The organism is Patescibacteria group bacterium, from assembly GCA_028710985.1.
GTDB lineage: Bacteria > Patescibacteriota > Patescibacteriia > JAHJFT01 > JAHJFT01 > JAQTTB01.
In genome coordinates this window covers 21985-48621 of record JAQTTB010000001.1, presented here as the reverse complement: position 1 = coordinate 48621, position 26637 = coordinate 21985, and the positions used below count along the sequence as shown (strand labels likewise).

23 protein-coding genes are annotated in these 26637 nt (G+C 42.8%); 20 read left to right on the top strand and 3 right to left on the bottom strand.

Annotated features, from left to right (window positions below; translation table 11 throughout):
- The first annotated feature begins 429 nt into the window (after nt 1-429).
- The 9 genes from asnB to PHW53_00175 all read left to right on the top strand — a co-directional run bounded on the left by asnB (nt 430) and on the right by PHW53_00175 (nt 11275).
- Complete coding sequence (asnB, locus tag PHW53_00215; protein ID MDD4994890.1) at nt 430-2262, top strand: asparagine synthase (glutamine-hydrolyzing); 1833 nt, start codon at nt 430-432, stop codon at nt 2260-2262.
- Between the two features lie 99 nt (nt 2263-2361).
- Nucleotides 2362-3288 (top strand): class I SAM-dependent methyltransferase, encoded by a 927-nt coding sequence (locus PHW53_00210; protein ID MDD4994889.1) that lies wholly within the window; start codon nt 2362-2364, stop codon nt 3286-3288.
- 4 nt (nt 3289-3292) lie between these two features.
- Nucleotides 3293-4150, top strand: a complete 858-nt coding sequence (locus PHW53_00205; GenBank protein ID MDD4994888.1) for a glycosyltransferase family 2 protein — start codon at nt 3293-3295, stop codon at nt 4148-4150.
- A 736-nt stretch (nt 4151-4886) separates the two neighbouring features.
- The gene (locus PHW53_00200) at nt 4887-5825 is read left to right on the top strand and encodes a hypothetical protein (GenBank protein MDD4994887.1); all 939 of its coding nucleotides are present in this window, start codon (nt 4887-4889) and stop codon (nt 5823-5825) included.
- Nucleotides 5826-6094: 269 nt separating this feature from the next.
- Nucleotides 6095-6934, top strand: coding sequence for a glycosyltransferase (locus PHW53_00195; GenBank protein ID MDD4994886.1), 840 nt, complete (start codon nt 6095-6097; stop codon nt 6932-6934).
- 2 nt (nt 6935-6936) lie between these two features.
- Nucleotides 6937-8571: a class I SAM-dependent methyltransferase gene (locus PHW53_00190; GenBank protein ID MDD4994885.1), complete on the top strand. Its 1635-nt coding sequence runs from the start codon at nt 6937-6939 to the stop codon at nt 8569-8571.
- The gene (locus tag PHW53_00185; GenBank protein MDD4994884.1) at nt 8568-9527 is read left to right on the top strand and encodes a hypothetical protein; all 960 of its coding nucleotides are present in this window, start codon (nt 8568-8570) and stop codon (nt 9525-9527) included. Before PHW53_00190 ends, PHW53_00185 begins: the two co-directional genes overlap by 4 nt.
- On the top strand, nt 9496-10164 hold the full coding sequence (locus PHW53_00180) for a class I SAM-dependent methyltransferase (GenBank protein ID MDD4994883.1): 669 nt from the start codon (nt 9496-9498) through the stop codon (nt 10162-10164). Before PHW53_00185 ends, PHW53_00180 begins: the two co-directional genes overlap by 32 nt.
- A 1-nt stretch (nt 10165) precedes the next feature.
- Nucleotides 10166-11275 (top strand): glycosyltransferase family 4 protein, encoded by a 1110-nt coding sequence (locus PHW53_00175; GenBank protein ID MDD4994882.1) that lies wholly within the window; start codon nt 10166-10168, stop codon nt 11273-11275.
- A 759-nt stretch (nt 11276-12034) separates the two neighbouring features.
- Here the strand turns inward: PHW53_00175 and PHW53_00170 are convergent.
- Nucleotides 12035-13288, bottom strand: coding sequence for an oligosaccharide flippase family protein (locus PHW53_00170; protein MDD4994881.1), 1254 nt, complete (start codon nt 13286-13288; stop codon nt 12035-12037).
- Nucleotides 13289-13386: 98 nt separating this feature from the next.
- On the opposite strand from PHW53_00170, the gene PHW53_00165 reads away from it, so the two are divergent.
- A complete protein-coding gene (locus PHW53_00165; GenBank protein MDD4994880.1) occupies nt 13387-14304 on the top strand; it encodes an NAD-dependent epimerase/dehydratase family protein in 918 nt (305 codons plus the stop codon).
- Between the two features lie 45 nt (nt 14305-14349).
- Here the strand turns inward: PHW53_00165 and PHW53_00160 are convergent, their stop codons facing one another.
- A complete protein-coding gene (locus tag PHW53_00160; protein ID MDD4994879.1) occupies nt 14350-15729 on the bottom strand; it encodes a sugar transferase in 1380 nt (459 codons plus the stop codon).
- A 61-nt stretch (nt 15730-15790) separates the two neighbouring features.
- Here PHW53_00160 and PHW53_00155 point away from each other — a divergent pair, with 61 nt between their 5' ends.
- From PHW53_00155 to PHW53_00125, 7 genes are all read left to right on the top strand, one after another.
- Nucleotides 15791-16246: a GtrA family protein gene (locus tag PHW53_00155; protein MDD4994878.1), complete on the top strand. Its 456-nt coding sequence runs from the start codon at nt 15791-15793 to the stop codon at nt 16244-16246.
- Nucleotides 16247-16364: 118 nt separating this feature from the next.
- The gene (locus PHW53_00150) at nt 16365-17378 is read left to right on the top strand and encodes a GDP-mannose 4,6-dehydratase (GenBank protein ID MDD4994877.1); all 1014 of its coding nucleotides are present in this window, start codon (nt 16365-16367) and stop codon (nt 17376-17378) included.
- 259 nt (nt 17379-17637) lie between these two features.
- A complete protein-coding gene (locus tag PHW53_00145) occupies nt 17638-18309 on the top strand; it encodes a glycosyltransferase family 2 protein (protein MDD4994876.1) in 672 nt (223 codons plus the stop codon).
- Nucleotides 18306-18650: a DUF2304 domain-containing protein gene (locus tag PHW53_00140; protein ID MDD4994875.1), complete on the top strand. Its 345-nt coding sequence runs from the start codon at nt 18306-18308 to the stop codon at nt 18648-18650. The genes PHW53_00145 and PHW53_00140 overlap by 4 nt, the downstream gene beginning before the upstream one ends.
- Nucleotides 18643-19749: a glycosyltransferase family 2 protein gene (locus PHW53_00135; protein ID MDD4994874.1), complete on the top strand. Its 1107-nt coding sequence runs from the start codon at nt 18643-18645 to the stop codon at nt 19747-19749. The genes PHW53_00140 and PHW53_00135 overlap by 8 nt, the downstream gene beginning before the upstream one ends.
- Nucleotides 19750-19922: 173 nt before the next feature.
- On the top strand, nt 19923-21071 hold the full coding sequence (locus PHW53_00130) for a glycosyltransferase family 4 protein (protein MDD4994873.1): 1149 nt from the start codon (nt 19923-19925) through the stop codon (nt 21069-21071).
- Nucleotides 21068-22234 carry a glycosyltransferase family 4 protein gene (locus PHW53_00125; protein ID MDD4994872.1) on the top strand — a complete coding sequence of 389 codons (1167 nt, stop codon included), beginning with the start codon at nt 21068-21070 and terminating at the stop codon, nt 22232-22234. Before PHW53_00130 ends, PHW53_00125 begins: the two co-directional genes overlap by 4 nt.
- 37 nt (nt 22235-22271) lie before the next feature.
- Here the strand turns inward: PHW53_00125 and PHW53_00120 are convergent, their stop codons facing one another.
- Nucleotides 22272-24368 (bottom strand): hypothetical protein, encoded by a 2097-nt coding sequence (locus PHW53_00120; protein ID MDD4994871.1) that lies wholly within the window; start codon nt 24366-24368, stop codon nt 22272-22274.
- 242 nt (nt 24369-24610) lie between these two features.
- Here PHW53_00120 and rpsB point away from each other — a divergent pair, with 242 nt between their 5' ends.
- The 3 genes from rpsB (at nt 24611) to PHW53_00105 (ending at nt 26637) form a co-directional block, all read left to right on the top strand.
- Nucleotides 24611-25330 carry a 30S ribosomal protein S2 gene (gene rpsB / locus PHW53_00115; protein MDD4994870.1) on the top strand — a complete coding sequence of 240 codons (720 nt, stop codon included), beginning with the start codon at nt 24611-24613 and terminating at the stop codon, nt 25328-25330.
- A gap of 21 nt (nt 25331-25351) precedes the next feature.
- A complete protein-coding gene (locus tag PHW53_00110; protein ID MDD4994869.1) occupies nt 25352-25936 on the top strand; it encodes a translation elongation factor Ts in 585 nt (194 codons plus the stop codon).
- A gap of 80 nt (nt 25937-26016) precedes the next feature.
- Nucleotides 26017-26637, top strand: coding sequence for a PsbP-related protein (locus tag PHW53_00105; GenBank protein MDD4994868.1), 621 nt, complete (start codon nt 26017-26019; stop codon nt 26635-26637).

Genomic DNA, 26637 nt, shown 5'->3' with positions numbered 1-26637 from the left:
ATTAATTTTTTCAAGATGGCTTTGAATATAATAAATATCTTTAGGAGATATCCGATATTTTTCATCATTGGAGTCAGTTCTTTTTTGTTGAATTTATTATTAACTTTCATTTTTACTGAATCACTGCATTTTTGGTACATGTTATCTTTTGTAATCGCAACTTTTATTACCTGGACTTTTAGTTTTATAATGAATTCATTATTTACATTTTCTGGTCATGGAAAATCAGGTTATGTTGCAAGGTACCTTGGTTATCTCGCGATATATGGCGCAATAGGATTAATTACCTTCACTTTGGTCTATTTGCTAACAACTATTTTAGGTTTTTATTACCTTTTATCCGTTGCCCTGGTCGGATTATTAATGTCCTTTTTTACATTTTTAATTAATAAAAGATTCGTTTTTTGCTTTAAAGAGAATTAAGTATCTATGTGCGGAATTATCGGAGAATATTCATCGAAATTTGATAAGGAAATTTTTTTGAAGAGAAGAGATTCAATGCTCCACCGCGGTCCGGATGCGGCAGGTTTTTTTATATCCGAAGATCAGAGGGTCAAATTAGGACACCGGCGTCTTTCTATCATTGATCTTTCTCAAAGGGCGAGCCAACCCATGAGAATTGGCGCCTATGCGATTGTCTACAATGGTGAAGTATATAATTTTAAAAAATTAAAAAAAGATTTGCCCGGTGACTATTTCTCCGATTCCGATACGGAGGTTGTATTAAGGGCCTATATTAAATATGGACCAGAAGCCTTCAAATTATTCGATGGCATGTTCGCCCTGGCAATTTACGATGAAGTTAAAAATCAATTAATTTTGGCCAGAGATCGAATGGGAATAAAACCACTTTACTATAGTTTTCATGACGGGATATTTCAATTCGCCTCTGAGCTGGCATCGCTCCAGATCAACAAAAAAATTAATTTAAGGGCAGTCAGAAGATTTTTTTATCAAAATTACATTTATGGCAATGAGTCCATAATTGAAAACGTTTTTAAATTGCCACCGGCTAGTTTTGCGATTTTTGATTTGCAGAAAGAGCAAATTAATATTCAGGAATATTGGAAACCGACATTTACAAATAATTATCAAGATCTTAATAATTCAATCGATGCCCTACGGTGCGTGCTCGATGAATCAATCGAACAATCCTTGGTCAGCGATGTGCCATTGGGGGTATTCTTATCCTCCGGCGTTGATTCTAGTTTAATCACCGCCATCGCCAAGGAGCATGTAGGAAACCTGAATACATTTACGGTTGGATTTAATTTCGGTGAGAATTCTTATGACGAATCAAAGAACGCCAGTAAAATCGCAAAGATTATTGGCACTAATCATAATTCGATTTATCTAGAGAAGAGGGAGGTCATAAATGCCATTCCGGATATTTTTGATTATTTTCAGGAGCCTTTTGGTGACAGCAGCGCGATTCCCACATATTTCTTGTGCCATTTTGCAAAAGAGCGAGCGACAGTCTGCTTATCCGGCGACGGCGGGGATGAGTTATTTGGGGGTTACCCTATCTATTATTTGCCTAGAATTAGTCAAATTTATCGCCACCTGCCCATAAAAACATTGGTGGAAAAAATGGTTCATTATTTGCCGTCTTCTTACAGAAAAATGAGCTTTGATTATAAGTTAAAAAGGTTTGTTTATGCGGCCAAGTATCCATTTACAAAATCTCATTTTTATTATAGAATAATGCATAATGCGGATATCCTAGTTGAAGATTTTTTTAACAATGTTTGCGACGATTTTGCAGAGTATTTTAAAGTCGTGGAGGGGGAAGATGTGCTGAATCAGCTATTGTATGTTGATCAGAAAACCGTGCTGGAAGGGGAGTATTTAGTCAAGGTCGATCGAATGAGCATGGCTAATTCTTTAGAGGTACGTGTTCCTTTCTTGAACAACGAAGTAATAAAGTTTAGCAATTCCTTGGCGCCGGGATTAAAAATTCGCGGTATCACCACTAAGTATATTTTAAAAAAGCTTCTAGAGAGGTATTTACCGAAAAAGTTAATTTATACAAAGAAGCAGGGATTCAGCTTTCCGATCGCGGATTGGCTGAAGAATGAATTAAAGGATTTCATGATGGATATTTTAGATAAAAAGAATATTGCGGATATAGCATTTTTAAATGGTAAAGCGATTGAAAAAATGGTTGCGGATCATATGGGGAATAAGAAAGATTATAGTAGAGAGTTGTGGGGTTTGATAAGTTTTGTAAAATTTTACCGTAAAAATAAGCTTGAATTATAAATGTATGGGTTCTGAAGAGAGATTCGGATATCAGTGGGGAAAATTTGATTATTTATTGCCAATTTATGAGAAGCAGTTTCCGGTGGATTATAAAAAAATATGGAAATAAGGACCCAAAAAGCTTGTCGTGGTGTATGCGGATCGGATCTGTACAAAGTTTGGGCGCATGGAAAAGATTTTGAATATCACACATCCGATCAGGAATATTGTTACGTAAAGTGTTTAAAGTGCGGTGTGATATACCTAAATCCCAATCCGACCGTCGGAGAAATTGAAAAGATTTATCCAGCAAATTATTTTCCTTATAAATTTGAAGAGGGGTTAAATTTTATTACAAAGATTGCGCGGAATTTTGTGCAAAGATTGAAGGTTCGTCCTTTGCTTGCTAATCTTTCGGATGATGCTAGAATTCTCGACGGTGGGTGCGGCAACGGAGAATTGCTCAGAATTATTAAGAAACACAGGGGTAGCGGATGGAAATTGTATGGCAATGATATTAATTCTGCAACTGGTGATATATTAAATCGGCATGGTATCGAATTCATTGCAGGAAGATTCGAAGAAATGGGGGGTTATTATGATTATTTTGACGCAATCATTTTGAATCAAACGATTGAGCACCTTCATAATCCACGCGAAATTATTTTAAAGGCCAGGAGGATGCTTAAACGGAACGGCTTGCTTATTATCGAAACCCCAAATTACGATTCTCTAGATGCGAGAATTTTTAGAAAGAGATATTGGGGAGGCTATCATATACCACGACATTGGCATATTTTTAATAAAAATATCCTCGTGGGTTTGTTGAATGAGTGCAATTTCGCTGTTATTGGAATTCAATTTTTGCTGAGCCCGACTTTCTGGATTCAGTCATTGCATCATTATTTCGATGACAAACATAAAAAAATTGCCGGTTGGTTTAATATAAATAATTTATTTTTAACACTATTTTTTTCGTTAATTGATTTTGTTCTCGGGGCTCTATATGCCACCTCCAATATTCGAATAATTGCAATAAATAAATAATTATATGAGTGAAATTTCAATTGTTATCCCATGTTATAACGAAGAAGCGACGGTTGCGAATGTTTTGGATGGACTGGCACGAGTTGCCGAAAAGTGTACATCACATACTTTTGAAATAATTGCCATTGATGATAAGAGCGAGGATGGCACTCTGAAAACATTAGAATCACGATCAGATATAAAGATTATTCGCAATCCATATAATTTAGGTTACGGAGCCTCCTTGAAAAGGGGGATTAAAACCGCAGCCGGCAAGTGGATTTTTATTATCGATGCCGATGGCACTTATCCCGTAGAGAAGCTATCGGATTTTTTTCCGTTCATGGATTCTTATGACATGATTGTCGGTGCAAGAGTGACGAAGGTTAACCATACCGAATTTATTAGACGGGTTCCGAAAAAATTTGTAAATTGGTTTGCGGGATGGCTTGTCAATAGAAAAATACCTGACTTGAATTCGGGGATGAGGCTTTTCAAAAAAGATATCTGTTTTGAGTTTTGGGGATTGTATCCCAGCCGATATTCATTTACGTCAACCATTACTATGGCGTTTTTAAAGAATGATTACTTAGTCAAATTCCTGCCAATCGACTATCACAAAAGGGTGGGCGAGTCTGGTATTAGGCCGTGGAATTTTTTTACTTACATAAATTTAATTTTTAAAATTGCCTTCTATTTTCAACCATTAAAATTTTTAATACCGTTTGGAATTGCATTCTTTACAGTCGGTTTCGCCAAGGGTATATATGATCTTGTAGGCGATAATTTTGTTGGTAATTTCAGCATATTCCTCATGTTAAGCGCCGTGCTCATATTTTTCATTTCTCTAATTGCTGATCTTCTATTTAAACAACGTAAATAAAATGTTAAAATTTTTCAATTCTAAACTTTTTTTTACTATCATACTTGTAGTCATAATTTTTTATTATATTTTTACTAATTATGGTAGTAATCTTGGCGATTTGAGCAGCGATCTTTGGTGTTATCAATTATTGATGATACAAAAAAATGATGGAGTATGGACAGACGTGCCGTCGGCTTATAATCAGGAGGAGCTATATGCAGCGTTCCCGGTTTTTTATTATTTCAATCCAGGCTTGAAGTATGATTTAGTGAGCTATCATCTATTTACTATTCTTATAATTGCCATAACCTATCTTGCGAGCGGATTAATTGCTAAAAAAATATTTAAAAGCTGGTCCCTAGCGGCATTGGTGGGACTTTTGTGCGTAGTACCGCGTAATGTATTCTTTACAAGAATTGGCTTGCTCGATCTTGGGAATTTGCGCGGCAATACATTCGCCTTTCCTTTTTATTTTTTGCTTAGCTACTATTGGATAATTTATGGTTTAAAAAATAATAAATATAATATTTTATTGGCAATATCTGCCGGCATTTTGCTTTACTTATATCCGCCCGTCGGAAGCGTAGTTATCGGTTTATTTATCTTGGGCGCTTTGATTTTTTATGCGAAGCAACATAGGGCATATTTCAAGCCGATAATTATTTTTGCTGTCATTTATTTTATAGTAGCTTTGCCATTTTTGATAAACCATTTTACTAATTCGAGTACCGGCATGATTCCGGCCGAGGAGTATTTGAGCGCCGAGGACGTTGCTTTGCATTCTGAAATTGTTCAATATAGGTTTGAAGCGAACGGTTTTCTCGCGACAGTCGACTTGGCCAGAATTAAACGTTCGATGTGGGATAGTTTTACAATGATCTTAATGTTTTTTTTATCGTTTTTTATCATGCGTATCTACGGGTCCTCATTAGATTCGGAGAAACGGGCAGTTCATAAAATCAGCACCATACTGATGATTATAACCATTTTATTCGTTATCGGTGTTGATGTTACTAATTATTTTTTAATGAAAAATGGAGAGCTGCCATTTTTCGTGGAGCACATTCGGCTAATGAGGGTGTTGGGCTTCATTCTAATCATGCAGTTCGCTCTAGTTGTTTATTTGCTTTATTCTAGGATGAATAAAAAATGGCTGTCCGTAGCATTATCTTTGATCGTTGTGGTTACGCCAATTTATTTTTTTGCGCCCGTTATTAGGCCGGTAGTAAGGGCATTGGTGCCCGAAGGCATAAGAATAAAATATAATTTAGCCCCCGTGGTGGATGAATCGAATACAAATAACTTTAACAATCTTTATGAGGCGGCAATTTGGGCAAAAAGCGCGCTTTCCGTTAGTGAGAACCGGATTTTTGTTTTTGATGACTTTCAAAATGAATTTAAATTCAAAGTATTAAGTAGGCAGAATACTAATCTGACTGAAAAAGAAGGTTCTATTTGGGTTACTTCAAATTTCGAAAATGCTAAAAGATGGTATGAGGAGAGACAGGCATATAATCAGATCGTTGAAAAAGCGGCTGACTTCAAAGAGATTGTAAATTTTGCCGTTAGGCTTGATTGTTCATATATTCTTTTGCCGCGCGGTAAATATATGGATTTATACTATAGTTCGAATTCAGCAGACGGACTGGAGGAAGTTTTCAGTAATAAGGATTATAAAATTTTAAAAATTTGAAATCAATGAAATTTTTATTTCTTACCCCGCGATATCATACAAATTTTTTCTACATGATTGAGGCCCTTCAGTCATTTGGACACGAAGTGGCCATGTTTGTTATGTATCGCGGAAAATCAGAATGCTATGATATTCTAGAACCGCGAGTTGTTGGATATTCGAATATTTTTAAGCTATTTAATAGAATATTCAATAAGCGGGGTGGACGCACAATTAAGAATCGGTTCGAGATACGATATAGCTATCCACCCATATTTTCACTATATCATTTGATAAAGGAATATCGGCCGAACGTTGTGCTGATAAAAAATATTGATAGTCTTTATTCAATCCTTGGCGCGCTTCTAAGTCGGTTCCTGGGTGTTAAAAAAATTATTTTTTTAATTCAAATTGAAAAATTTAGAAAAAAAATCAAGAGTTTCTCGATTTGGCTGGTTGGTTTTTTGTGGAAGGCGTCGGTAATTACTCCATTGAGGGGTAACGACGCTTATGCAAGTAAGAATAAGAATCTTTTTTATATTCCATTTGTTCATGAAGCGCTTGACTTCAACAAGGAGTATTTTATTGGCGGATGGGTTAATATTATCTGCGTAGGTAAATTCCAAGAGCGCAAGAATCAGATTTTATTAGTTAAGGCCGTTGAAAAATTAAAAGATAATTTTAATATTAATCTTACATTAGTCGGCGAAAGGGATGAGAATGAATATACAAATGAATTATTAGAGTACATTAAAGTTAATAATTTATCGGAAATTGTGAAGGTGAAATTTGATATTAATTGGAAGGATGTTTATGAAGAATATAAAGTAAATGATGTATTCATTTTACCGAGCTATGGTGAAGCCGCGGCTTTTTCGATAGTTGAAGCAATGAGTTGCAAACTGGCGGTTATTAGTTCGAGCGAAAATGGAACGAAGGAATATATTGAGAATGGCGTGAATGGTTACATCTTTGAAAGTAAAAATTTGGTCGATTTAATAGATAAGATTCGCCTGACTATTTCGGATCAGCACAACTTAATAAAAATGGGAAATGCCGGCTTTGAATTGATAAAGAATCAGTATAACCCCGATCGGTTTTATAATGATTTAATGAAGATTTTAGGATAAATATGAGGATAGGATTTTCGAAAAAACTTATTGCTTGCCTGGTCTGTCAATCTGATAACGCTCGTCTTGAAATTGGTGGCATGGAAAGCGGCAATGACGAGGCAATATTTAATGGTTTTCTAAAATGCGTTCGTTGTGGGAAAGCATATCAAATTAAAAATGGGATTTTGTTTATATTGCCGGAGCAGACGGTCAATGATGAAAAAATAGGTTCTGAGATAGCCGTTAGAGATGCGCAAGCTGGCGGTTATGACGCTAGATTGTCTGCGAGGCATGATAGGGAAATTCCCTCAACGCTTGCGCAAGTCGGCGACGTATCGGGAAAAAAAATAATTGAGTATGGCTGCGGAACAGGTCGTTTTACAGAGGAATTTGTTGATTATAGTTGTTTATTGGGGGTGGATATCTCGTTTAATTCGCTGGAGATACTTTCGTGCAAATTAAAATCCAATAATGTTGGTTTGGTCTGGGCTGACGTAACGTCGTTTAAAACAGCAAAAGGTTTTTTTGATATTGCTTTCTCTGCCCAAGTCTTAGAGCATTTGCCATCCGATGCGTATCGTAATCAGTTTCTCCAAAACATTAATTTCACCCTTGCGCCGGGCAAGCCGTTGATTTTATCGGCGTATCATCTTGATTTAAGGAGGAGATTAAAGAAATTACCAAAAGAGGGAGTTCATCCTTCGGGTATTTATTATTATTATTTTTCCGCGAAAGATATAATAAATTTATTTAACAAAAATTTTTTTATCGACAATGTTAGTTTCATTGACATAGCGCTTCCGTTTGAACAGAGGATGGGTTTTTTAAAAAAAATTTATCCAACGCTTTTTCGCCTCGCTGAACACTTGCCGATAATCAGAGGTTTTTCACATCTTATATTAATAAAGGCGCATAAGCCGGTAATTTCTAGCCGGATTTGCTATGGTTTATTTGACACTAATTTTTTAAAAAAGTGCTGGCGATGGTTTGAGGATCCGCAAGACATTCCAGGCGTTGGAATGATCAATTTTTTTTCCTATCACAATATTGATAAGCCAGATTTTCATAAACGAGCGGGTTTAACCACGGTAATTGATTTAAGACAGAGCATTGAAACGATTTGGAGCAAGATGAGGAAAAATTATATCTGTAAACAGATTCAAAGAGGGGAAAGAAATGGGATTATCGTAAAAAATGACCTAAATCATAAGGAATTTAGAAGAATTTATAGTATTTTTCGCTCAGAAAAAGGTTTGCCCATCGAAAGAGTCAACCATTATCTAGAAAACGGCTTACTTTTTTCCGCTTATTATAAAAACGAAATGATCGCCGGCGGTATTTTTATCAGCGATACTAGGAATATTCGTGCTTGGGCTCTTTCCTCACTGCGTTTTTCCGATAGCCAGCAGTGCGAGATTGTGGGGCAGGCAAATCGGATGATCGTTTGGGAGGCAATTCGATACGCGAAATTAACGGATCATGAAATTTTTGACTTAGGCGGCATAAGTCCGGATTCAAATCAGAGGGGGCTCAGGTCAATCGCTGAATTCAAGGAAGCATTTGGCGGTGAAAGAAAACAATGTTACTATTATTACAAGGTGTATTCAAGCGTTATCAAATATTGGATGCGAATCAGGGGTTTTAAAAATGTATGAAATTAATAATAACCGTTGATGTTGAGGCGGACAACCAGTGGAAAAGATCTGAGGAAATTACACTTGAAAATATTAAATTTCTGCCTCGCTTCCAGGAGCTTTGCCAAAAATATCGCTTTAAACCGACATATTTTATAACTTATGAGGTTGCGGTAGATAGAGAATCGGTAAATATTCTTAAGCCTTTTCAGGATTCCGGGTCAGCGGAAGTTGGGGCTCATTTGCATCCTTGGACAACACCGCCTTGTGTGAAGGACAGGGAATGGGAAATGCTGAAGCATCGTTTTCCTAATGAGCTTGAAGACGAAGAGCTGTACAAAAAATTATCATCTTTAACAAAGGCGATTGCGGAAAATTTTGGCATAAGTCCAAAGACTCATCGAGCCGGACGCTGGGGTTATGATATTCGGATAATGCGATTTTTGAATAAATTGGGCTATATCGCCGACAGCTCGGTAACCCCAAAGATATCATGGAAGAATAATTCTTCCGGCGGCCACGATAGACGGGGACCGGATTTTCGCGGTTCGTCGCTGATGCCCTCGGTAGTGGACGGGGTATTGGAGGTGCCGATGACAGTTGCGTTTACCTCACCTTTCGTTGGAGAGGCCTCATATATTTCTAGGTCATTTGCTTTATTGCCGGATTCGTTATTGAAAAAAGTATTAAATAAATTATTTTTTAAACAGCGGTGGTTGAGGATATTCTCAAACTCAAGTTTTGATGAAATAAGGTCTGTGCTCGAAGCTTTACTCAGACAAAATTTTCCCGTAGCTGTTTTTATGGTGCATTCAAGCGAGCTGATGATCGGCGGAAGCCCTTATGTGAAAAATGAACAGGAATTGGAACATTTTTATGATTTGTTTGAAAAGATGCTGATTTTTTCAAAGAAAAAAAGTATTATTAGTTCCACATTAAAAGAATATGCTAAAGGATTTATTAAAAAGAGCGTTTAAAAATAAAAATTTATCCCTCTGGATCCTGAGGCGATTATTTTATTTGCACGATTGGGCATTGCATAAAATTGTCACGGTCGCTTCATTGCGAGAGGGGGGGATACATCCAAAGCATCGCCTCACTGAATATCACGATTTTTTTCTAAATAATATCGAGCCATCGCACACCGTCCTTGATATTGGCTGCGGTAATGGTATTTTGACCCGCGAGATTGCCAAAAAGGCCAAAAGAGTCGTGGGGATTGATATGAATAAAACCAGTATTGAGTATGCAAAATCGCACTGCGCGTTGCCAAACGTTGAATATATTGTCGCCGATGCGACACAGTATAGTTTTAATGAAAAATTTGATCGCGTCGTAGTATCTAATGTACTGGAGCATATAGATGATAGGACTTCTCTTTTAAAGCAAATAAAAAATATTTGCGATATCGCTTTAATACGCGTGCCGATGATTAATCGGGATTGGTTAGTGCCGTATAAAAAAGAGCTTGGACTTGAATATCGATTGGATCGGAATCATTTTATTGAATATACTTTTAATGACTTTTCCGAAGAGCTGAATTCAGCCGGAATGTCTATATCGGATTACAAAATAAATTGGGGGGAAATATGGGCCGTGGTGCGGTGTAACTGATATGAAAGAATCTGCAACTAAAAATATATTACTTTTGATAAACGGATTGGGTGTCGGCGGCGCCGAAACTTATTTTATAAAACAGGCTAACTATTTATCGGCGCAGGGATTTAATATTTTTTTTGCTACGATTTTTCGCGCCGAACAGACCTTCGTTTCCAAATTACGAATAAAAAATGAAGTAGTGAGTTTTAATTTTAAGTATTTATTTGACGTTAGATCATTTTATCGAACCCTGCTTTTTGTGAAAACTAACAATATAAAATTTGTTTATTCTACCCTAGATGTGGCGAACGTCGTTGCTAGACTTTTGAAAATTTTTAATCCGAGGCTGAGGGTTTTAATTCGAGAATCGGGGATGGCGGATCGAAAGAGTTTGTTTTTAAGGATAATCGATGTTTTTTTAAATTTTTGTTGCTATAGGATAATCGCCGTTTCAGAAGAAGTAATGAACAGCCTAGTCAAGTATCAGCCATTCTATCGAAACCGGATGATTGTTATTAATAATGGAGTCGAAATTGAAATATCCGAAGGAGCATTGGGGGAATTAAGAAAAGGTAAAAAAATTGACCGGGTAACGTTATTGAATGTGGGCTCGATGAAAAATGAGAACAAGGGCCAGGAACAATTAATTTATTTTTTTAAAAAAATGGTGGATCGGGGTCTGCCTATCGCCAGACTTGTTCTCGTCGGCGAGGGTCAATTGCGGCAGCATTTCGAAAAAATTGCGCTTGATTTAGGGCTGGCAGAAAAAGTTATTTTTACCGGTTTATTGGATAGAGAGGAATTAAAAGAACAGTATCTATTGGCCGATATTTTTATTTTATACTCTAAAAATGAGGGTTGTCCAAATGCCGTACTGGAGGCCATGTCATGTGGATTGCCGGTTATTTCAACTGCCGTAGGGGGAATAAATAAGATAGTGCTTGATAATGTGAATGGGTTTATTATTGAGCGTGGCAATGAAGATCAAATCAGTAATGCTATAAAGAAAATGCTGGATAGTGAAACTAGAAATAAAATGGGGATGGCGGCATTTTCCCATGTCCGTGATAATTTTTCCTTATCACAGCAGACGGATAAACTAATTAAATTATTTAAATTTATATGACATTTTCTGAGCTGAGGGATAAATGTTTCTTGGGCAAGCAGGAAAAAATAAAAAAGAGCGGTATTATATACCGCGCAGAACGCTATCTGGCCTTGTATATAACATTTATTTTGTTAAATATTTTTCCAAAAATTTCGCCCAACTTCGTGTCCGTTTTGAATGTGGCGTTATTGATTATCTCCCTTTTTATTAATTTACTGTTATTTGCCGTAGATCCTTTCTGGATATATTTTATCCAGCTTATTTTGATGAGAATATCATCAATGTTGGATAAGGTAGACGGTGGTATTGCCCGATATCGTGAGCATTATACTCAGAGGGGAATATATTACGAGATATTATTTCATTTCTATTATCCGTTTGCCTTGACTTTTTCTACGGGCGTTTTTCTTTATGTTCTTACGCAGAACATGCTGATATTAATTTCGAGCATTGTTTTTTCCATATTGCTCACTAACTATAAAATGCTAGGTAAGTTGAGGCATCATATCAAATATAAAGTTACTCTTGAAAATCATCAGGATGTCCTCAGGGATTATAATAAAAACCTCTTTACGGGTAAAAAGGTTTTTATGAAATTTCTTAACTATTCGGTAAGTATGATCTACGACTTCGTATGGATATGGTATTTATTGATATTATTGGTTTGCTTGTACGATATTAGATATGGAGTATGGATGTATGGTCTATATATCATTTTTTCGATAGTATATTTGCTATTTCAGATCTTGCTGATATATCCCCGCAACAGTCTTTTTTCTAGAGAGATGATTGATAAGTGATTTGCTTGAATGCTTTTTTAAAGTAATAGCCGTAGATTAACATCATGAGCGCATTTGCCGCCATACCCGCGACGAGTACGCCCCAAAGTTGAAAGAATTTTAATCCGACGACCATCAGTATAATTCTTAGTATTGGACTGAGGATTCTTATGGAATAAAGTTCTTTCTTTTTTATTTTTGCGGTCATTGCGGTAGATAAAATTGTTCTTGGGAAAAATATCAACGAGATAAAGTACACTTGGGAATAGAGGACCGAATCCATGTATTTCGGGAGAAATATTTGGAATAGGGTCGGAGCGGCGAAGATGTAGATGATTACCAAGATTGCGATTATGAGCTCCATTTTTAGAATTTTTTTTGGTAAAAATTTTCTTATATCCTCCTCGTTGGACGCGCTAAGTTTGGGGAAAGCGAGGACTTTAATATTTTCGAGGAAACTTTTTGCCTGGCTATGCGGGACAACGGCAAAAGAGTAAATAGCCACCTCTAACGGTCCCATTGCGTTGAATATGAGTATCCTGTCGAGATGTCCGGCGATCGTTTTGATTACATCCATTATGCTCAAATGAATGCCATATTCAACGGTATTATCAGCCTCATTGTTGTTTAGGTATTTTTTTACGTACAAAGAAAATATTAATTGCAGGATCGTATAAGATAAGAAATACGACGTTAAAATTAGCGCTAAACTATCCGTGAAAAATAAAGTTAAGATTATTGACAACGTTGCAATAATATTTGAACTCGCATATAGAATAGTATAGAGTTTAAATCTTTTCTGGCCGTTCAGTACAGACAAATAGAGTTCGGATGATTTATTGAAAGGGATAATGGATGCAATAATAAAGAAACAAAAGGCAATTTCATTATTTTGGCAATAAAAATAATATATTCCGACTATTAAGCAAGCTATAGTGGCAATCAGTGAAAATTTAAACTTTGTCTTAATTGCCTTCAGGTAGGATCCGGAAAAATTATTCGCTATCGATCTTATCAAAGAGGTATTTATTCCCGGAAGAGTAAAGAGCGAAATGATGCCGATTGCGGAAAGAATATATCTATAGGTGCCATAAGATTCTCTTTCCAGCAAATTGGCAAAAGCGATTGCTAAAATTAGAGATGACAGCGAAGTAAGGATTTGCCCGGAAGTAAGCCAAAAGCCGCCCTTAATTAAATAATTAATGTCGGTTTTGAAAAATTTTTCAGCGATTTTTATTAATTTGATTTCCATGGGTCTTTATGAATATTCAATATTTTATCCGAATTAGCCGCCCTTGTCAAAAGATTCAGTCTATGCTACAATAATTTAAATAAATAAAGATCGGTAATATGAATTATAAAAAAGTTTTAGTCACTGGCGGCGCGGGATTTATCGGCCATAATTTGGTAAAAGAATTAATCAGCCGCGGCTACGCCGTGAAGATTATTGATAATTTGTCTACCGGTAAAAAAGAAAATTTGCATCCGGATGCGGAATTTGTGTTTGCCGATATAACTAAACTTGATGAGATAAAGCCGCACTTTACTGGCGTTGAGGGGGTTTTTCACGTCGCGGCTCTTCCGAGGGTGCCGCTTTCAATCGAGAAGCCGCAGGAGACGCACGAAGCAAATGTTGGTGGAACATTGAACGTGTTAATCGCGGCCCGTGATGCGGGTGTCAAGAAGTTAGTTTATTCCGCCTCGTCATCGGCTTATGGCGAGCAGGAGACATTGCCGCTCCACGAAGGACTGCCGGCTCAACCGATGCATCCATATGGCCTTCAGAAATACATTGGTGAGCTGTACGCGAAAATTTTTGCCAATATCTACAAACTACCTACGGTTTCTTTACGTTATTTTAATGTCTATGGCCAGGGCATGGCGGATAAGGGGGCCTATGTGACGGTAATGAGTATTTTTAAGCAGCTCTATGACGCCGGTAAACCCTTGACCATAATCGGCGACGGTGAGCAGACGCGCGATTTTACGCATATAAACGATGTGGTTAACGCCAATATTCTAGCGCTTGAATCCATGAAGGTGGGGAAAGGCGAAGTGATAAATATCGGTGCCGAAGATAACCATTCGGTCAATGAAATCGCGGCCATGTTCGGCGGGGAAAAAGTATTTTTGCCGCCGCGCATTGAGGCCAAGCATACGCGGGCGGACATCCGGCGCGCCAAAGAACTTCTTGGCTGGGAGCCGCAGGTAAAGTTCATCGACGGGATGAAAGATTTGTTTGAACGGTGGGGATTGGAAAATAAATAGTGTAAAAAAATAGGTGTCTGCAAACACCTATTTTTTGTTATTTTTTTATTGCCCCTTCCTGCTTATTACAATCCCGGCGGTCTTTAAAAGTATTTTAAAGTCCAAGAGGAGTGACCGGTTCTTGATATAGTATAAATCGTATTGTAGTTTTTTCAAATTTTCCTCGTAGCTCGCGGCGTATTCATAATTGATTTGCGCCCAACCGGTGAGTCCGGGCCGGGTTAAGTGGCGGAGAGCGTAGAACGGCATCATGCGTTCCAAATCAGCTACAAATTCCGGGCGTTCCGGCCGCGGGCCAATGAAGCTCATGTCGGTCTTGAGGACATTGATAATCTGCGGCAGTTCGTCCAGCCGGGTTTTGCGGAGCAAGCGGCCGACGCGGGTAATGCGTGCATCGTTGCGCTTAGCCCAGAGCGCGCCCTGGAGCTCGGCATCGCGGTACATGGTGCGGTATTTGATGATTTTGAAAATTTTGCCTCGGCGGCCGACGCGGTTCTGGGTGTAAAAAATTGGCCAGCCGCTGTCGATCAGTGTCGCGGCCGCGATAATCGGTAGGGTGGCGAGGAAAAATGCGCCAAAGGCGATTGAGAGGGCGATATCGGCGATGGCCTTTGCCGAGTCGTGGAATTTTTTGTCCATTTCTTTGATATTTTCCAAAAACCAGTATTCTGAAAGCAAATCGGCCGGCAGGCGCTGGGTGACGATTTCATAAAATTTCGGCAAATTCACGACTGCGATTGAATGGGCAAAGATACAGTCGTAGAGTTCTCTTCCGAGACGCGGGTGCTCTTCCGGGGAGAGGCCGAGCACGATGGTGCTGATTTTTTCCTGGTTAATGATTTCGGAAAGCGGGGTGGTGTTTTTATAAAAACTGACGTTGTCGCGGCGGTATTCTTTAATCTCCTGCGGGTCGACAACGGCAACGACCTTCCAGTCGTGATAGGCGCCTCGTGCGAGGTCGGGCATGATGTCTTGAAATTTTTTCTGTGAACCAATAAAGAGCACGCGGTTCGCGAAAATTGAATGTGAAGCCGCGAGGTTGAAAATCGCGCGCCAAAAGTAGGCGAGAATCGCAAAAACTGCGATGTTGATAATAAGGTTGGTTTTTGGCGCAATAGCGACGGCGGGATTGAGGTAGAAGAAGGCGACCGCGATCAGGGCGTTGATTGCCAGAGCCTGGAAGAAGCGTCGGCGGAAATCCACGGTGTTTCGCGCGGTGTTCAGGTTATAAAGGTCGCTTATAAAAAATACCACAATCCAGGCAAGGTAAATTGCGGTGAACGGGACGAGATGGCTCTGCCAGGCTTCAAGATTCAGGCCGTCGCGGTAGCGTAAAAGCAGGGTAAGATAAAGCGAAGAATAGGCGGCCGCGAGGTCGCCGAGCACGAGCAGGGCTTTCTTTACTTTGACAATGGTGTCGGTCATAGGAGATAATATATGTGCTTGTGGGCATATATTAACTAATATTAGATAAAATTTCAAGAGTATGGAAGATAATCTCAAATCTCAAATCTCAAATCTCAAAAATATATCTCAAAAATCAAATCTTTTTCAAACCATCAAACAGCTGTGGCGGTTCACGATCGTGGGGACCGGGGCGACCGGCGTTGATTTTGGGACGTATCTATTGCTCACAAAAATTTTCGGCATACATTATCTTTTGGCGAATTTTGTGAGCATGACGCTCGGCGCGATCGTGGGTTATTGGTTTAACAAGACTTATACTTTCGGCGATACGGATAAGCGCGTGGTCAGGCAGTATGCGGTTTATTGGATTAACGCGCTTGTGGTTTTTTTGATCGGCGAAGGCCTGCTGTTTGTCACGGTGCATTACCTCGGAATCTGGGACGTGGCGGCAAAATTTGTGGTGTATGCCATTCTCTATTTTATTAATTTCTTTTTTCAGAAAATATTCATTTTTAAGAGAACAATAAAACAATAGAACAATGGAACAAAGCGGGCTTTAATCGGCTCGTTTTATTATTATTCTCGCTCCTTGCCAAAAAGCGTGATTTCGTCTAAAATATACATATAAACTTGATAAAATAAATACAAAAATTATGCCAATTTCGCCCATATTTGAGAAGAAAAATGTGCTTGTCACCGGCGGGGCCGGATTTATCGGTTCACACCTCTGCGAGTCGCTTTTGGATGAAGCCAAGGTTATTTGTATTGATAATTTTGTGACGAGCTCGGAATCAAACATTGACCGGTTGATGCAGAATCCGGATTTTGAATTTCTGCGGCTGGATACCAACGAACCGTTTGATCTGGAATCATTTCCCGAGCTTGAGAGGTTCAAATTGCGTTTTCAGGGAATTCAGGAAGTTTATCATCTGGCCTGTCCGACATCGGCGAAACGATTTGATGAATTTAAGCTGCAGACCGCGCTTTCCAACTCGGTCGGAACAAGGCACGCCCTGGATATCGCGGTGAAGTACAAAGCAAAATTTCTCTTTACATCCAGTTCGGTAATTTATGGAGGGCGCAAAGAAGAGCATCTTTCTTTTCGGGAAGATGAAATCGGCGGGGTTTCAACCATTTCGCCTCGCGCCTGTTATGATGAGGGAAAGCGCTTCGCTGAAGCAATGGTCGCGACTTATAGTCAAGTTTTTGGGATCGACGCGAAAATTGCGCGTATCTTCCGCACCTACGGGCCGCGCATGAAACTTTTTGACGGCCAGATGATACCGGATTTTATCACCGACGCGCTTGACGGCAAAGAACTGGTTATTTACGGCGATGAAAGTTTTAAAACAAGCCTGTGTTTTGTCTCGGATATTGTTGACGGGCTGAAGCGCCTGATGCAGGCGCCGGCGGATATCGGGCCCGTGAATCTCGGATCGGACCAGGATTTCCTGCTCGCCGACGTGGCAAAGAAAATAATCGCCATGGTGAATTCATCCTCGGAAATCAAACATGAACCCCCGCTTCTTTTCATGACCGAACTTGGGCTTCCGGATATCACCAAAGCCAAAGAGAGGCTAGACTGGATTCCGCTCGTGCGGCTTGAGGAGGGCCTTCAAAAGACGATTGATTTTTCAAGGGTGCAGAAGGGGTTGGTTGGGATTTAGAACTGTCATTCCCGCGAAGGCGGGAATCCACAACCAATTAATCTCGGGGCTACTTATTTATGCTATGTCCGATTATCGGCAGTTCTATATTTGCATCCTCCAATAAGTGGAAAGGGTCTAAAAGATTAAATTCATTGAAGACTGCAATCCGCTTTGGAGTGATTTGTGTGACAGTTTATAAATCGAATCCGCAAGGTATACTGTTTCTGGATTCCCGCCTTCGCGGGAATGACGATAATATTGATGCGAAAGTAGTTTTATGAAAATAGTAGCAGTAATACCAGCTTACAACGAGGAGGCTTCTATCACGAAAGTCATAGAAGATATAAAGCCGCATATTGATGCCGCCGTAGTTGTTGATGACGGTTCAACCGACGCGACGGCTGAAGTCGCAAGAACGGCCGGAGCGGTGGTACTGCGTCACGTGATTAACCGTGGACAGGGGGCGGCTCTTGCCACGGGTACCGAATTCACTCTCCGGAGCCTGGGCGCGGATATTATCGTGCATTATGATGCTGACGGCCAGCATCTGGCCGAAGAGATTGACGAGATGGTGAAGCCGATTATTCTTGGCGGGGCGGATGTGGCGCTGGGCTCGCGGTTTTTGGGAAAAAAATCCAATGTGCCGGCTTTGCGCCAGCTCGTGCTTATGGGTGGTATAATTTTTACCCGTTTGACTTCCGGGCTTAGGGTCACAGACACGCATAACGGATTCCGCGCATTGAGCCGTGAGGCGGCCGAGAAGATTAAAATTACCCAGGACAGAATGGCTCACGCTTCGGAAATTCTTGACGAAATCGGAAGGAACAAATTAAGATATGTCGAAGTGCCGGTAACGGTTAAATACACGCCGGAAAGCCTGGCGAAAGGACAGAGATCGCTCGGCTCGTTAAAAATAGTCTGGGATTATTTATTAAATAAATTTTTGTGATAATTCAAGCGGTTATTATATTATTTGCGGCGATTGCGGCCTGGAGAGCGTTCCGCAAGTACCGATCAAAAGACATTACCGCCGGATGGCTCGCGGTTTGGCTTTTGTTTTGGATTGCGGTCAGCGCGGCGGCGGTAATCCCAAAGAAAACCGACGTGGCGGCGGCCTGGTTCGGAGTCGAGCGCGGCGCGGATCTTGCGACATATCTTTCAATCGTGCTGTTATTTTATCTCGCGTTCAGAATATTCATTAAAATTCAGTCAATCGAAAAAAATATCACAAAAATTACCCGCGAAATCGCGGTGGGAGAGAAGAGTGAAGATGCAAAAAAGCATGAATAATCAGGATGTAAAACGAGTGGCAATTATCGCCGTGCTCTGGAAGGCGCGGCGTTTTTTAGATGCCTGGATTGAATCGCTCGCGCTCTTGGATTATCCGCGGGAGGCGGTTGAGCTTGTTATTGTTGACAATGCGTCAACCGACGGGTCGCGCGAGCGCATTCTGGAGATAATGCAGTCGCCGCCCCAGGGGCTGCCGAAGATTCACTTTATGCCCATGAACACGAATCTCGGCTTTGCCGGCGGAAACAACCGCGCGATTGAGTATGCAATGGCCCTGCCTACCGGCAGGCAGGTGCAGGGTTTTGATTATGTTTATTTAATAAATTACGATACGCGGGTTGAGCCGGATTTTTTGCGCCATGCCGTCGATGCGGCGGAATCAAATCAGAAAATCGGTTCGGTGCAGTCTCTGCTCGCGCTCTGGCCCGAGCGCGGACTCATTAATTCGTCGGGCAACATGATTCATTATCTGGGATTCGGATTTTGCGGCGGTTCGCGCGCGGCGCGGAGCGAACGCGATTTTATCGGGCTTCCGGAAATTGCTTACGGCTCCGGAGCCGGGGTTTTATACAAGATCGGCGCCTTGCGCGATGCCGGGCTTTTTGATGAAAAACTTTTTGCGTATCACGAAGACCTGGATCTGGGCTGGCGGCTCCGGCTTGGCGGGTTCGTGAACGTGCTCGCGCCGCGGTCGGTTGTGTATCACGAATATGAATTCAGCCGGAGTATTTCAAAATATTACTGGATGGAGCGAAATCGTTTTATTTTATATTTTTGCGATTATAAATTTCTGACCCAGCTCGTGTTTCTGCCGGCCTTTCTCGCGATGGAGCTCGGGCAGTTTATTTTTTCCATCAAGTCCGGCTGGTGGCGCGAGAAGCTTAAGGCATATCTTTGGATGATCGCGCCGTGGCACTGGCCGTATCTCTTCGTCAAGCACGCGAGAATCGCGCGCGCGAGAAGTATCGGGGATAAAGAAGTGCTTCGTCATTTCACAGGGAAGATTGAGTATCAGGAAATTAATAATTGGGCGCTTAAAATCGCTAATCCGTTGTTTAATCTTTATTTTTTAATTGCACGACTAATTATATTTTGGTAGGTTTGTTTTGTAGTTAAAAGTCTAAAGTCTAAAGTTAAAAGTTGAGTTAAAAGTCAAAAAGTTATAGATACATTCAGCTGGAGAGATTGGACTAAAAAATTTTAGACTTGACTTTGGACTTTTGACTTTTAACTTTTGACTAAACCAAACAAGGCATCGAAGCTGATTAATTTATGAGGATAGCGATAATCACATCGACATTTCCTCCTTATCGCGGCGGTATGGGCAACGTGGCATACGCGCACGCGCGCGAGCTCGCGCGTCTCGGCGACGAGGTGACGGTGTTTTGCCCGACGCCCCGGGGAGCCGAGCGGCTGAAGTTTGATTTTAACGTAATTTATCTTAAGCCGGTCATCCGCTACGGCAATGCCGCCTGGGTGCCGCATCTTGCGGACATGCTGGACGGATTTGATGTCGTTCATTTGCACTATCCGTTTTTTGGCGGAGCGGAAGCGGCTCTTTTTTGGAAAAAGAACAAAAGAACAAAAGAACAAAAGAACAAACTGGTTGTTACGTATCATATGGATACGGTAGGAAGGGGAGCAATAGGGTTGTTTTTCAGATTATACCGGCGGTTATTTTTGCGGCGGATTCTCGCGGCCGCGGATAAGGTTTTTGTATCCACGCTTGATTACGCCCAGGCCGGGGATCTGGCGAAATTCGTGGCTCAGGATCCGGAAAAATTCGTGGTTTCAAATCTCGGGGTGGACGAGAAATTTTTTTCGCCCGGCCACCGGCTGGAGACGCTCGCCGTAAAATATAATATTCTAGCCAGCGATTTTGTCCTGCTCTTTGTCGGCGGATTGGACCGCGCGCATTATTTCAAGGGACTGGATAAATTGATTGAGGCAGTAAAGACAGTCAAAGATAAAAAGATTAAATTGCTTGTCGTGGGAGACGGCGACCGCCGGCCGGAGTTTGAGCAGATCGTCGCCTCCGCCGGCCTGGGGGAGCGCGTATTTTTTGCCGGGGGAGTGGATGACCGCGAATTGCCGCAATATTATAATTTGGCCGACGCGCTCACATTTCCTTCGGTTGATAAATCCGAAGCCTACGGGCTCGTGGCGCTCGAAGCCGGCGCCTGCGGAAAACCGGTGATCGCGAGCAGTCTTCCGGGCGTGCGCTATGTGGTGCAGGACGGCAGAACCGGCGCGCTGGTGGCGCCGAAGGATGTTAACGGCCTTGCCAAGGCGATTAACGATATGGCCGCGGATCCGGAGAGTGTAAAAGAAATGGGGGAGCGGGCGCGCGAGAGGATTGAGGCGGAATTTACCTGGCCGGTAATCGTCGGGAAGATGCGTGGGCAATATTTTAAATTATGAAGATTCTGATTGTCTCAAATTTGTATCCGCCCGAGGCGCGGGGCGGAGCCGAGCGGGTGGCTGAACTCCAGGCGCGCGGGTTTCGCGATGCCGGGCACGAGGTGGCGGTGCTCTCGAGCGGTCCGCGCGGTTTTGCCTGCGACAAGGCGGATGGCATTAAAATTTGCCGCTTTTTTCCGCTTAATATTTTTTGGTATAAAAATATCGGAGAGCACGGTTTTGCGGCGCGCGCGATCTGGCACGCGCTGGACGCCATGAGCCTTGCGGGTTTGGGCATGATGCGGCGCGCGATTAGGGAAGAAGTGCCGGATCTTATCGTAAGCCATAATCTTAGGGGCCTGGGCATGCTCGGAGTTTTGGCGCTCAAGGCAGAGAGCGAGCGCTGGGTGCACGTGGCACACGACATTCAGCTTTCTGCGCCGAACGGACTCATGCTCTGGGGGGAAGAAGCAAAGGCGGAGCGTTCGTTCGTGCGGAAGATCTGGGAAGCGTACTCGCGCCGGCTTTTTGGTTCGCCGCGGCTCATTGTTTCGCCGTCGCGCTGGCTCGCGGAATTTTATAAAAATAAGGGATTTTTTAAAGACTCGCGCGTTGAGGTTTTGCCGAATCCCGCGCCCCTGGCAGGGATGGCGGAAAAAATATTGCACCCCGGGCTTAATCTGCTGTATCTCGGCCAGATTGAGAAACACAAGGGCGCGCGGTGGCTGGTTGAAACCCTTAAGGATCTGCCCGGCGATTGGCATCTTGCGGTTGCGGGTGGTGGTTCGGATCTTGGAGAAATAAAAAAAATCGCCGCGGGCGATGCGCGAATAAATATTTTAGGTCCGCGGCCGCGTGAAGAGATTGGACGACTTTTTTCCGGGGCGGATCTCGCCATCGTGCCGTCATTTTGCTACGAGAATTCGCCGGCCGTAATCTCCGAGAGCCTGGCTGCCGGAGTGCCGGTGCTTGTATCGCGCATTGGCGGAGCCGGGGAGCTCGTGCGCCAAGGGGAGAACGGGTGGACTTTTACGCCGGGGGCGAAAGACGAGCTGCTTGCGAAAATTAAGCCGTTCATAGCGGATCCGGCGCGGCTTGCGGGCATGAGCGAGGCCTGTCGGAAGACGGTGGCGGAATATGGACTGGAAAATTATATCAGCAAATTGCTGGAGTTGGTAAAATAAAAAAAGTACGGGTTGCATATAGACGACTCGTACTTTTTTATTTTTTATATTTGAAAATATAAATTTTCCCTTCGTCAATCTCCTGCCACGAGCCGGCCTGGAGTTTAGCATCTTCAATTATTTTTTCCGAATTCCACCAATAATCGTTGATGATAAAATATCCGTAATTTACTCCGACCAAGTCCATTGCCTGGCGCATGGTTACGGCCGAGGGTGATTCATATGACATTTTGAGATAATACTGGTAGAGTTCGCCGCCGGTCGGGATGGGATAGTAGAATTTGTCGCCAAAATATTTTTTAAATCCAAATTCATGCAAAGCGGCGGCGGCCACAGTTTGATTCGCGAGCGCGATGAACTCATCATTCGGTGCGTCGCGTTCAACCCATTGCACGGCGGCCAAATCGCTTTTTGAAACATTAATGCCCTTTGAGATTTCCAGGGCGTCTTGCCGCGGGTAGGAGAGATAGAGGGAGGCGCTAAGGCAGGCGGCGAGAAAGAGAATAATAACCGCGCGTACGGCCCACGGTCCGCGCCAGGCCCGGCCAACCCAGGCGATTACGCCGAGAATGAAAAACGGATATAGAAAAAATTGCGCGAGCGCAAGCACGCGCTCGGCATAGGCGCCGCGCTCGTAGGAAATAAGAAAAGAAAATTCAACCGCATTTTGTAAGAAAAAATAGTTGACCAGCAGTATGGCAAACATCACGAGCGCGAGCCACCAGTACGGAATTTTTTTGCGGGCGATAAAAATAATGGCAAGTATGGCAAGGAGCGGAATAATCCAGGCGAGATTGTATCCGTAGATGTAGATAAAATCCAAAATACTTGAAAAGTGGCTCGCGGTATAAAACGCCGGCAATTGGAGATTACTAAAGAGTACGGCCGGACTTTGGAGGATCGCGGTAGTGGCTTCAACCGCCGTGCCGGAGAGCAGGGAATTCAAAATAAAAAGCAGGGGTAGGGCAATGGCGCCTAAACCCGCGGCCGCGGCAACGAGCGGAATCCGGATTTTTGATTTTTTAATTTTAATTATTACAATCAGGGTGAGATAGATGGCGGTCGGAATGCCGGAAAGCGGATGGATGAACACGGTCGCGGCCGCAAGAACAACGAGAAGTATGAGCGGCGGGGTTTTGGAACGGAGATGGGCGAGCGAAAGAAAAATGATTATCAGGGTAAAAAGATTGGCGAGCCCCTGCGGCGTGGTCGCGATCATTGAGGAGAGGGGAATGAGAAGGATGAGGAGCGCGGCGAGCCGGCTTTTGCTTTCCGCGAGACCGAATCCCCGACGCAGGCCGGTATAGACCGCGGCCGGCAGCGCGGCGGCTGCGAGGATGGGCAGGAGAAGCTTATCGAGCAGATTGATGCCGAGATGGGTAAAGTAATTTAAAAACACAACCCATGAATATTGGCCGATGTAATAGAACGGCTTTGGAGTGATAGTGCCGTGTTCGGCTAGGTATTTTTCCGTGGCCTGATGGATGAACGGGTCAAAGCCGTAGCCGATTTTGTAAATAAAAAGATTGATGCCCAGAAACAGGAACGTCAGAGCGCCGGCAGTAAGCCAGGCGAATTTTGTTGATTTGGATTTCGCGAGAAAGATAAGAGCGGCGGCAGTGGCGAGATAAAAAAGAATAAAAAAGTTTTTCGGAACAACGGTCCATGGCGAGCGGATTGCTTCCAGCGTGCCGGAATCCCAGAGCAGGTCGGCGGTCTTGAGGACGATGGCGGTGATGATAATAAAAAGCGCGGCCAAAAGAATTTTTACAAGAATAGAATTTTTCTTTTCTTCGTCATTGATCATGATCGGCGTTGGCAGAGAAAAGAATCCGGCAACCGCGGGCGGAAGCCAGGCGAGGGAGAGGGCCAAGGGATTCATGGACCAGAAATAATAAAAAATCGCGACCGCGATCGCAATCATTGAAAAAACAAACATTGCGCCCCAAAGCACCTGTTCGGCGCGGCGCCAGTTCGGAAGGAGGCGCGCGCCGATAACCAGCCCGATCAGACCGAGCCCGGCGGCAAATATCAGGAGTCCGAAGAGCGGGCTGGGCCACAATAGCTGGAAGACGGCCTCCAGTACTATCAGGATGGCAATTGTAATGAGATAGGTTGTGCGGGTGACGAGCATATTAGCTTGTAGCTTGTAGCTTGTAGGATCTTAATAGGTCGCGTCCTACAAGCTACAAGCTACTTCCTACAAGCTATTTTAACATATCAACCCCTCTCTTGACAGGGTCGGGGCTTATATATATAATACAGCCACAATTAAATTAATTAATCTCTCATGTTTTGGGCGAGTAAGTTAAGATCCTGCCCCACGGGGCCCCTTAGCGAGTCCGAGACAGCGGTAAAAAGGAATATTTTTTTAATATGCCAAAACTACCAACAATATTGGAGATGCTTGAAGCCGGCGTGCATTTTGGGCACCAGACCGGCCGATGGCATCCCAAAGCCGAACCGTACATTTTCGGCGCGAGAAATAATGTACACATCATCAATCTGGAGGAAACGCAGAAATACCTGGAGAAGGCTCTGGATTTCGTGCGCCAAACCGTGGCGCGCGGCGGAGTCGTGCTATTTCTCGGCACGAAGCGCCAGGCCAAGGATATCGTGAAGCGCTACGCCATTGAATGCGGGGCGCCGTATCTTACCGAGCGGTGGCTCGGCGGAATGCTTACGAATTTTAGTGAGATTCTCATATTGCTCCGGAAGTTCCGTGATCTGCAGAAGCGCCAGGAAAAAGGCGAACTTAAGAAATATACAAAAAAGGAGCAATTGGTTTTCGCGCGCGAGATTGAAACATTGCGCCAGAGAATCGGCGGTATCCAGGAACTCAATAAAATTCCGGATGCGATTTTCGTGGTTGATCTGAAATACGAAAAAACCGCGCGCGCCGAATCCGATAACCGCGGCGTCAAACTGGTTGCGCTCTGTGACACGAATATTGATCCAACCGGCGTTGCTTATTGCATACCGGCAAATGATGACGCGGTTAAATCAATTGAGCTCATGACCCGGTATGTTGCCGAGGCGGTGAAAGAGGGGCGGGAAGAGGCAAAGCGGGGTGCGGCTCCGGAGAGTAAAAAATAAGCACTAATAAAAATAAAAAATATGGAAACACAAGAAGTGGTAAAATTGCGTACAATTACTGGCGCGGGCATGCTTGATTGCAAGAAGGCGCTGGATGAAGCCGCTGGCGATATCGACGAAGCGGTGAAAATTTTAAAGAAAAAAGGCCAGATCAAGGCGGCGAAAAAGAGCGCCGAAAGGGTGACGAAGGAAGGAATAGTGCACGCTTATACACATGCAAACGGCAAGGTCGGAGCCATGATTGAGATTCTTTGCGAAACCGATTTCGTTGCCCGTAACGAAATATTCAAAGAACTGGCGCATGACATTGCCATGCAGGTTGCGGCAACCGAGCCGCTGTATCTCAAGCCCGAAAATATTCCCGCGGAGATTCTGGAAAAACAGAAGGAGATGTACCGCGAAGAACTCGTGGCCGAAGGAAAACCCGAAGCAATCATGGATAAAATTATGGAGGGCAAGCTTGCCAAGTATTACAGCGAGGTTTGCCTTATGAACCAGGTATTTATAAAGGACGAAGATAAGACGATTGCGGACTTGATCAATGACCGGATCGTGACGCTTGGGGAGAAAGTGGAAATTCGTCGATTTTGTCGGATTTCGATATAGATAATAGATAAATACGAAATAAATAAACACCGCCATTGCGTATATGCGATAGCGGTGTTTTATGATAAAATATATGCATTATGAAAGGATCGGAACGAGCCGGAGTGATATTCATCGTCGTCCTGGCTTTGGCCATGGCGCTGGGTCTTTATTTTTTCCAAAAATCACGCCTTGAGCCGGCCATGGAGACGCTGCCGGCCCCCCTGTCCGTCGAGGCGCCGGTTTCGGAACCATCTGAAGAGCTCGAACCGATTGAATTTGTGAGCTATAAAAATCAGAGTATTTCATTTAAGCATCCGTCCAAATGGTTTGAGGGTCAAGAAGAGGATTTTTTGGTATTCACGAGTTGGGATCCAAATACGACCCCGGAACGGGGGGAGAGAGGTTTGCGGCTCGTGGTGGGTAAAGTGACGACCGATTTAGGGCTCGATGAATACGTGAGCGAATATTTAAATCAGAATATATCATCCGATCCGAGCTATGCACTCATCGCGCGCCATCCGGCGGCGCTCGGCGGTTTGCCGTCGGTGATTATCCAAGCCTCAACCGATTTGGAAGGCGGGTCGGTAATCCAGAGCGCATTTGTCCTGAGGAACGGCGAATTGTGGTCGGTTGATTTAATTAGTCGGGTTTTGAACGAAGATTCTCAAGATATTTTCGATAACGTTTTATATAATTTTTCATTTATTAATAATAACTAA

What these genes read in the sequence shown, in the direction of transcription:
- asnB (MDD4994890.1), top strand. Translation starts at nt 430, where the DNA reads ATGTGCGGAATTATCGGAGAATATTCATCGAAATTTGATAAGGAAATT.
- PHW53_00210 (MDD4994889.1), top strand. Translation starts at nt 2,362, where the DNA reads ATGGAAATAAGGACCCAAAAAGCTTGTCGTGGTGTATGCGGATCGGAT.
- PHW53_00205 (MDD4994888.1), top strand. Translation starts at nt 3,293, where the DNA reads ATGAGTGAAATTTCAATTGTTATCCCATGTTATAACGAAGAAGCGACG.
- PHW53_00190 (MDD4994885.1), top strand. Translation starts at nt 6,937, where the DNA reads ATGAGGATAGGATTTTCGAAAAAACTTATTGCTTGCCTGGTCTGTCAA.
- PHW53_00185 (MDD4994884.1), top strand. Translation starts at nt 8,568, where the DNA reads ATGAAATTAATAATAACCGTTGATGTTGAGGCGGACAACCAGTGGAAA.
- PHW53_00180 (MDD4994883.1), top strand. Translation starts at nt 9,496, where the DNA reads ATGCTAAAGGATTTATTAAAAAGAGCGTTTAAAAATAAAAATTTATCC.
- PHW53_00175 (MDD4994882.1), top strand. Translation starts at nt 10,166, where the DNA reads ATGAAAGAATCTGCAACTAAAAATATATTACTTTTGATAAACGGATTG.
- PHW53_00170 (MDD4994881.1), bottom strand. Translation starts at nt 13,288, where the DNA reads ATGGAAATCAAATTAATAAAAATCGCTGAAAAATTTTTCAAAACCGAC.
- PHW53_00165 (MDD4994880.1), top strand. Translation starts at nt 13,387, where the DNA reads ATGAATTATAAAAAAGTTTTAGTCACTGGCGGCGCGGGATTTATCGGC.
- PHW53_00160 (MDD4994879.1), bottom strand. Translation starts at nt 15,729, where the DNA reads ATGACCGACACCATTGTCAAAGTAAAGAAAGCCCTGCTCGTGCTCGGC.
- PHW53_00155 (MDD4994878.1), top strand. Translation starts at nt 15,791, where the DNA reads ATGGAAGATAATCTCAAATCTCAAATCTCAAATCTCAAAAATATATCT.
- PHW53_00150 (MDD4994877.1), top strand. Translation starts at nt 16,365, where the DNA reads ATGCCAATTTCGCCCATATTTGAGAAGAAAAATGTGCTTGTCACCGGC.
- PHW53_00145 (MDD4994876.1), top strand. Translation starts at nt 17,638, where the DNA reads ATGAAAATAGTAGCAGTAATACCAGCTTACAACGAGGAGGCTTCTATC.
- PHW53_00135 (MDD4994874.1), top strand. Translation starts at nt 18,643, where the DNA reads ATGAATAATCAGGATGTAAAACGAGTGGCAATTATCGCCGTGCTCTGG.
- PHW53_00130 (MDD4994873.1), top strand. Translation starts at nt 19,923, where the DNA reads ATGAGGATAGCGATAATCACATCGACATTTCCTCCTTATCGCGGCGGT.
- PHW53_00125 (MDD4994872.1), top strand. Translation starts at nt 21,068, where the DNA reads ATGAAGATTCTGATTGTCTCAAATTTGTATCCGCCCGAGGCGCGGGGC.
- PHW53_00120 (MDD4994871.1), bottom strand. Translation starts at nt 24,368, where the DNA reads ATGCTCGTCACCCGCACAACCTATCTCATTACAATTGCCATCCTGATA.
- rpsB (MDD4994870.1), top strand. Translation starts at nt 24,611, where the DNA reads ATGCCAAAACTACCAACAATATTGGAGATGCTTGAAGCCGGCGTGCAT.
- PHW53_00110 (MDD4994869.1), top strand. Translation starts at nt 25,352, where the DNA reads ATGGAAACACAAGAAGTGGTAAAATTGCGTACAATTACTGGCGCGGGC.
- PHW53_00105 (MDD4994868.1), top strand. Translation starts at nt 26,017, where the DNA reads ATGAAAGGATCGGAACGAGCCGGAGTGATATTCATCGTCGTCCTGGCT.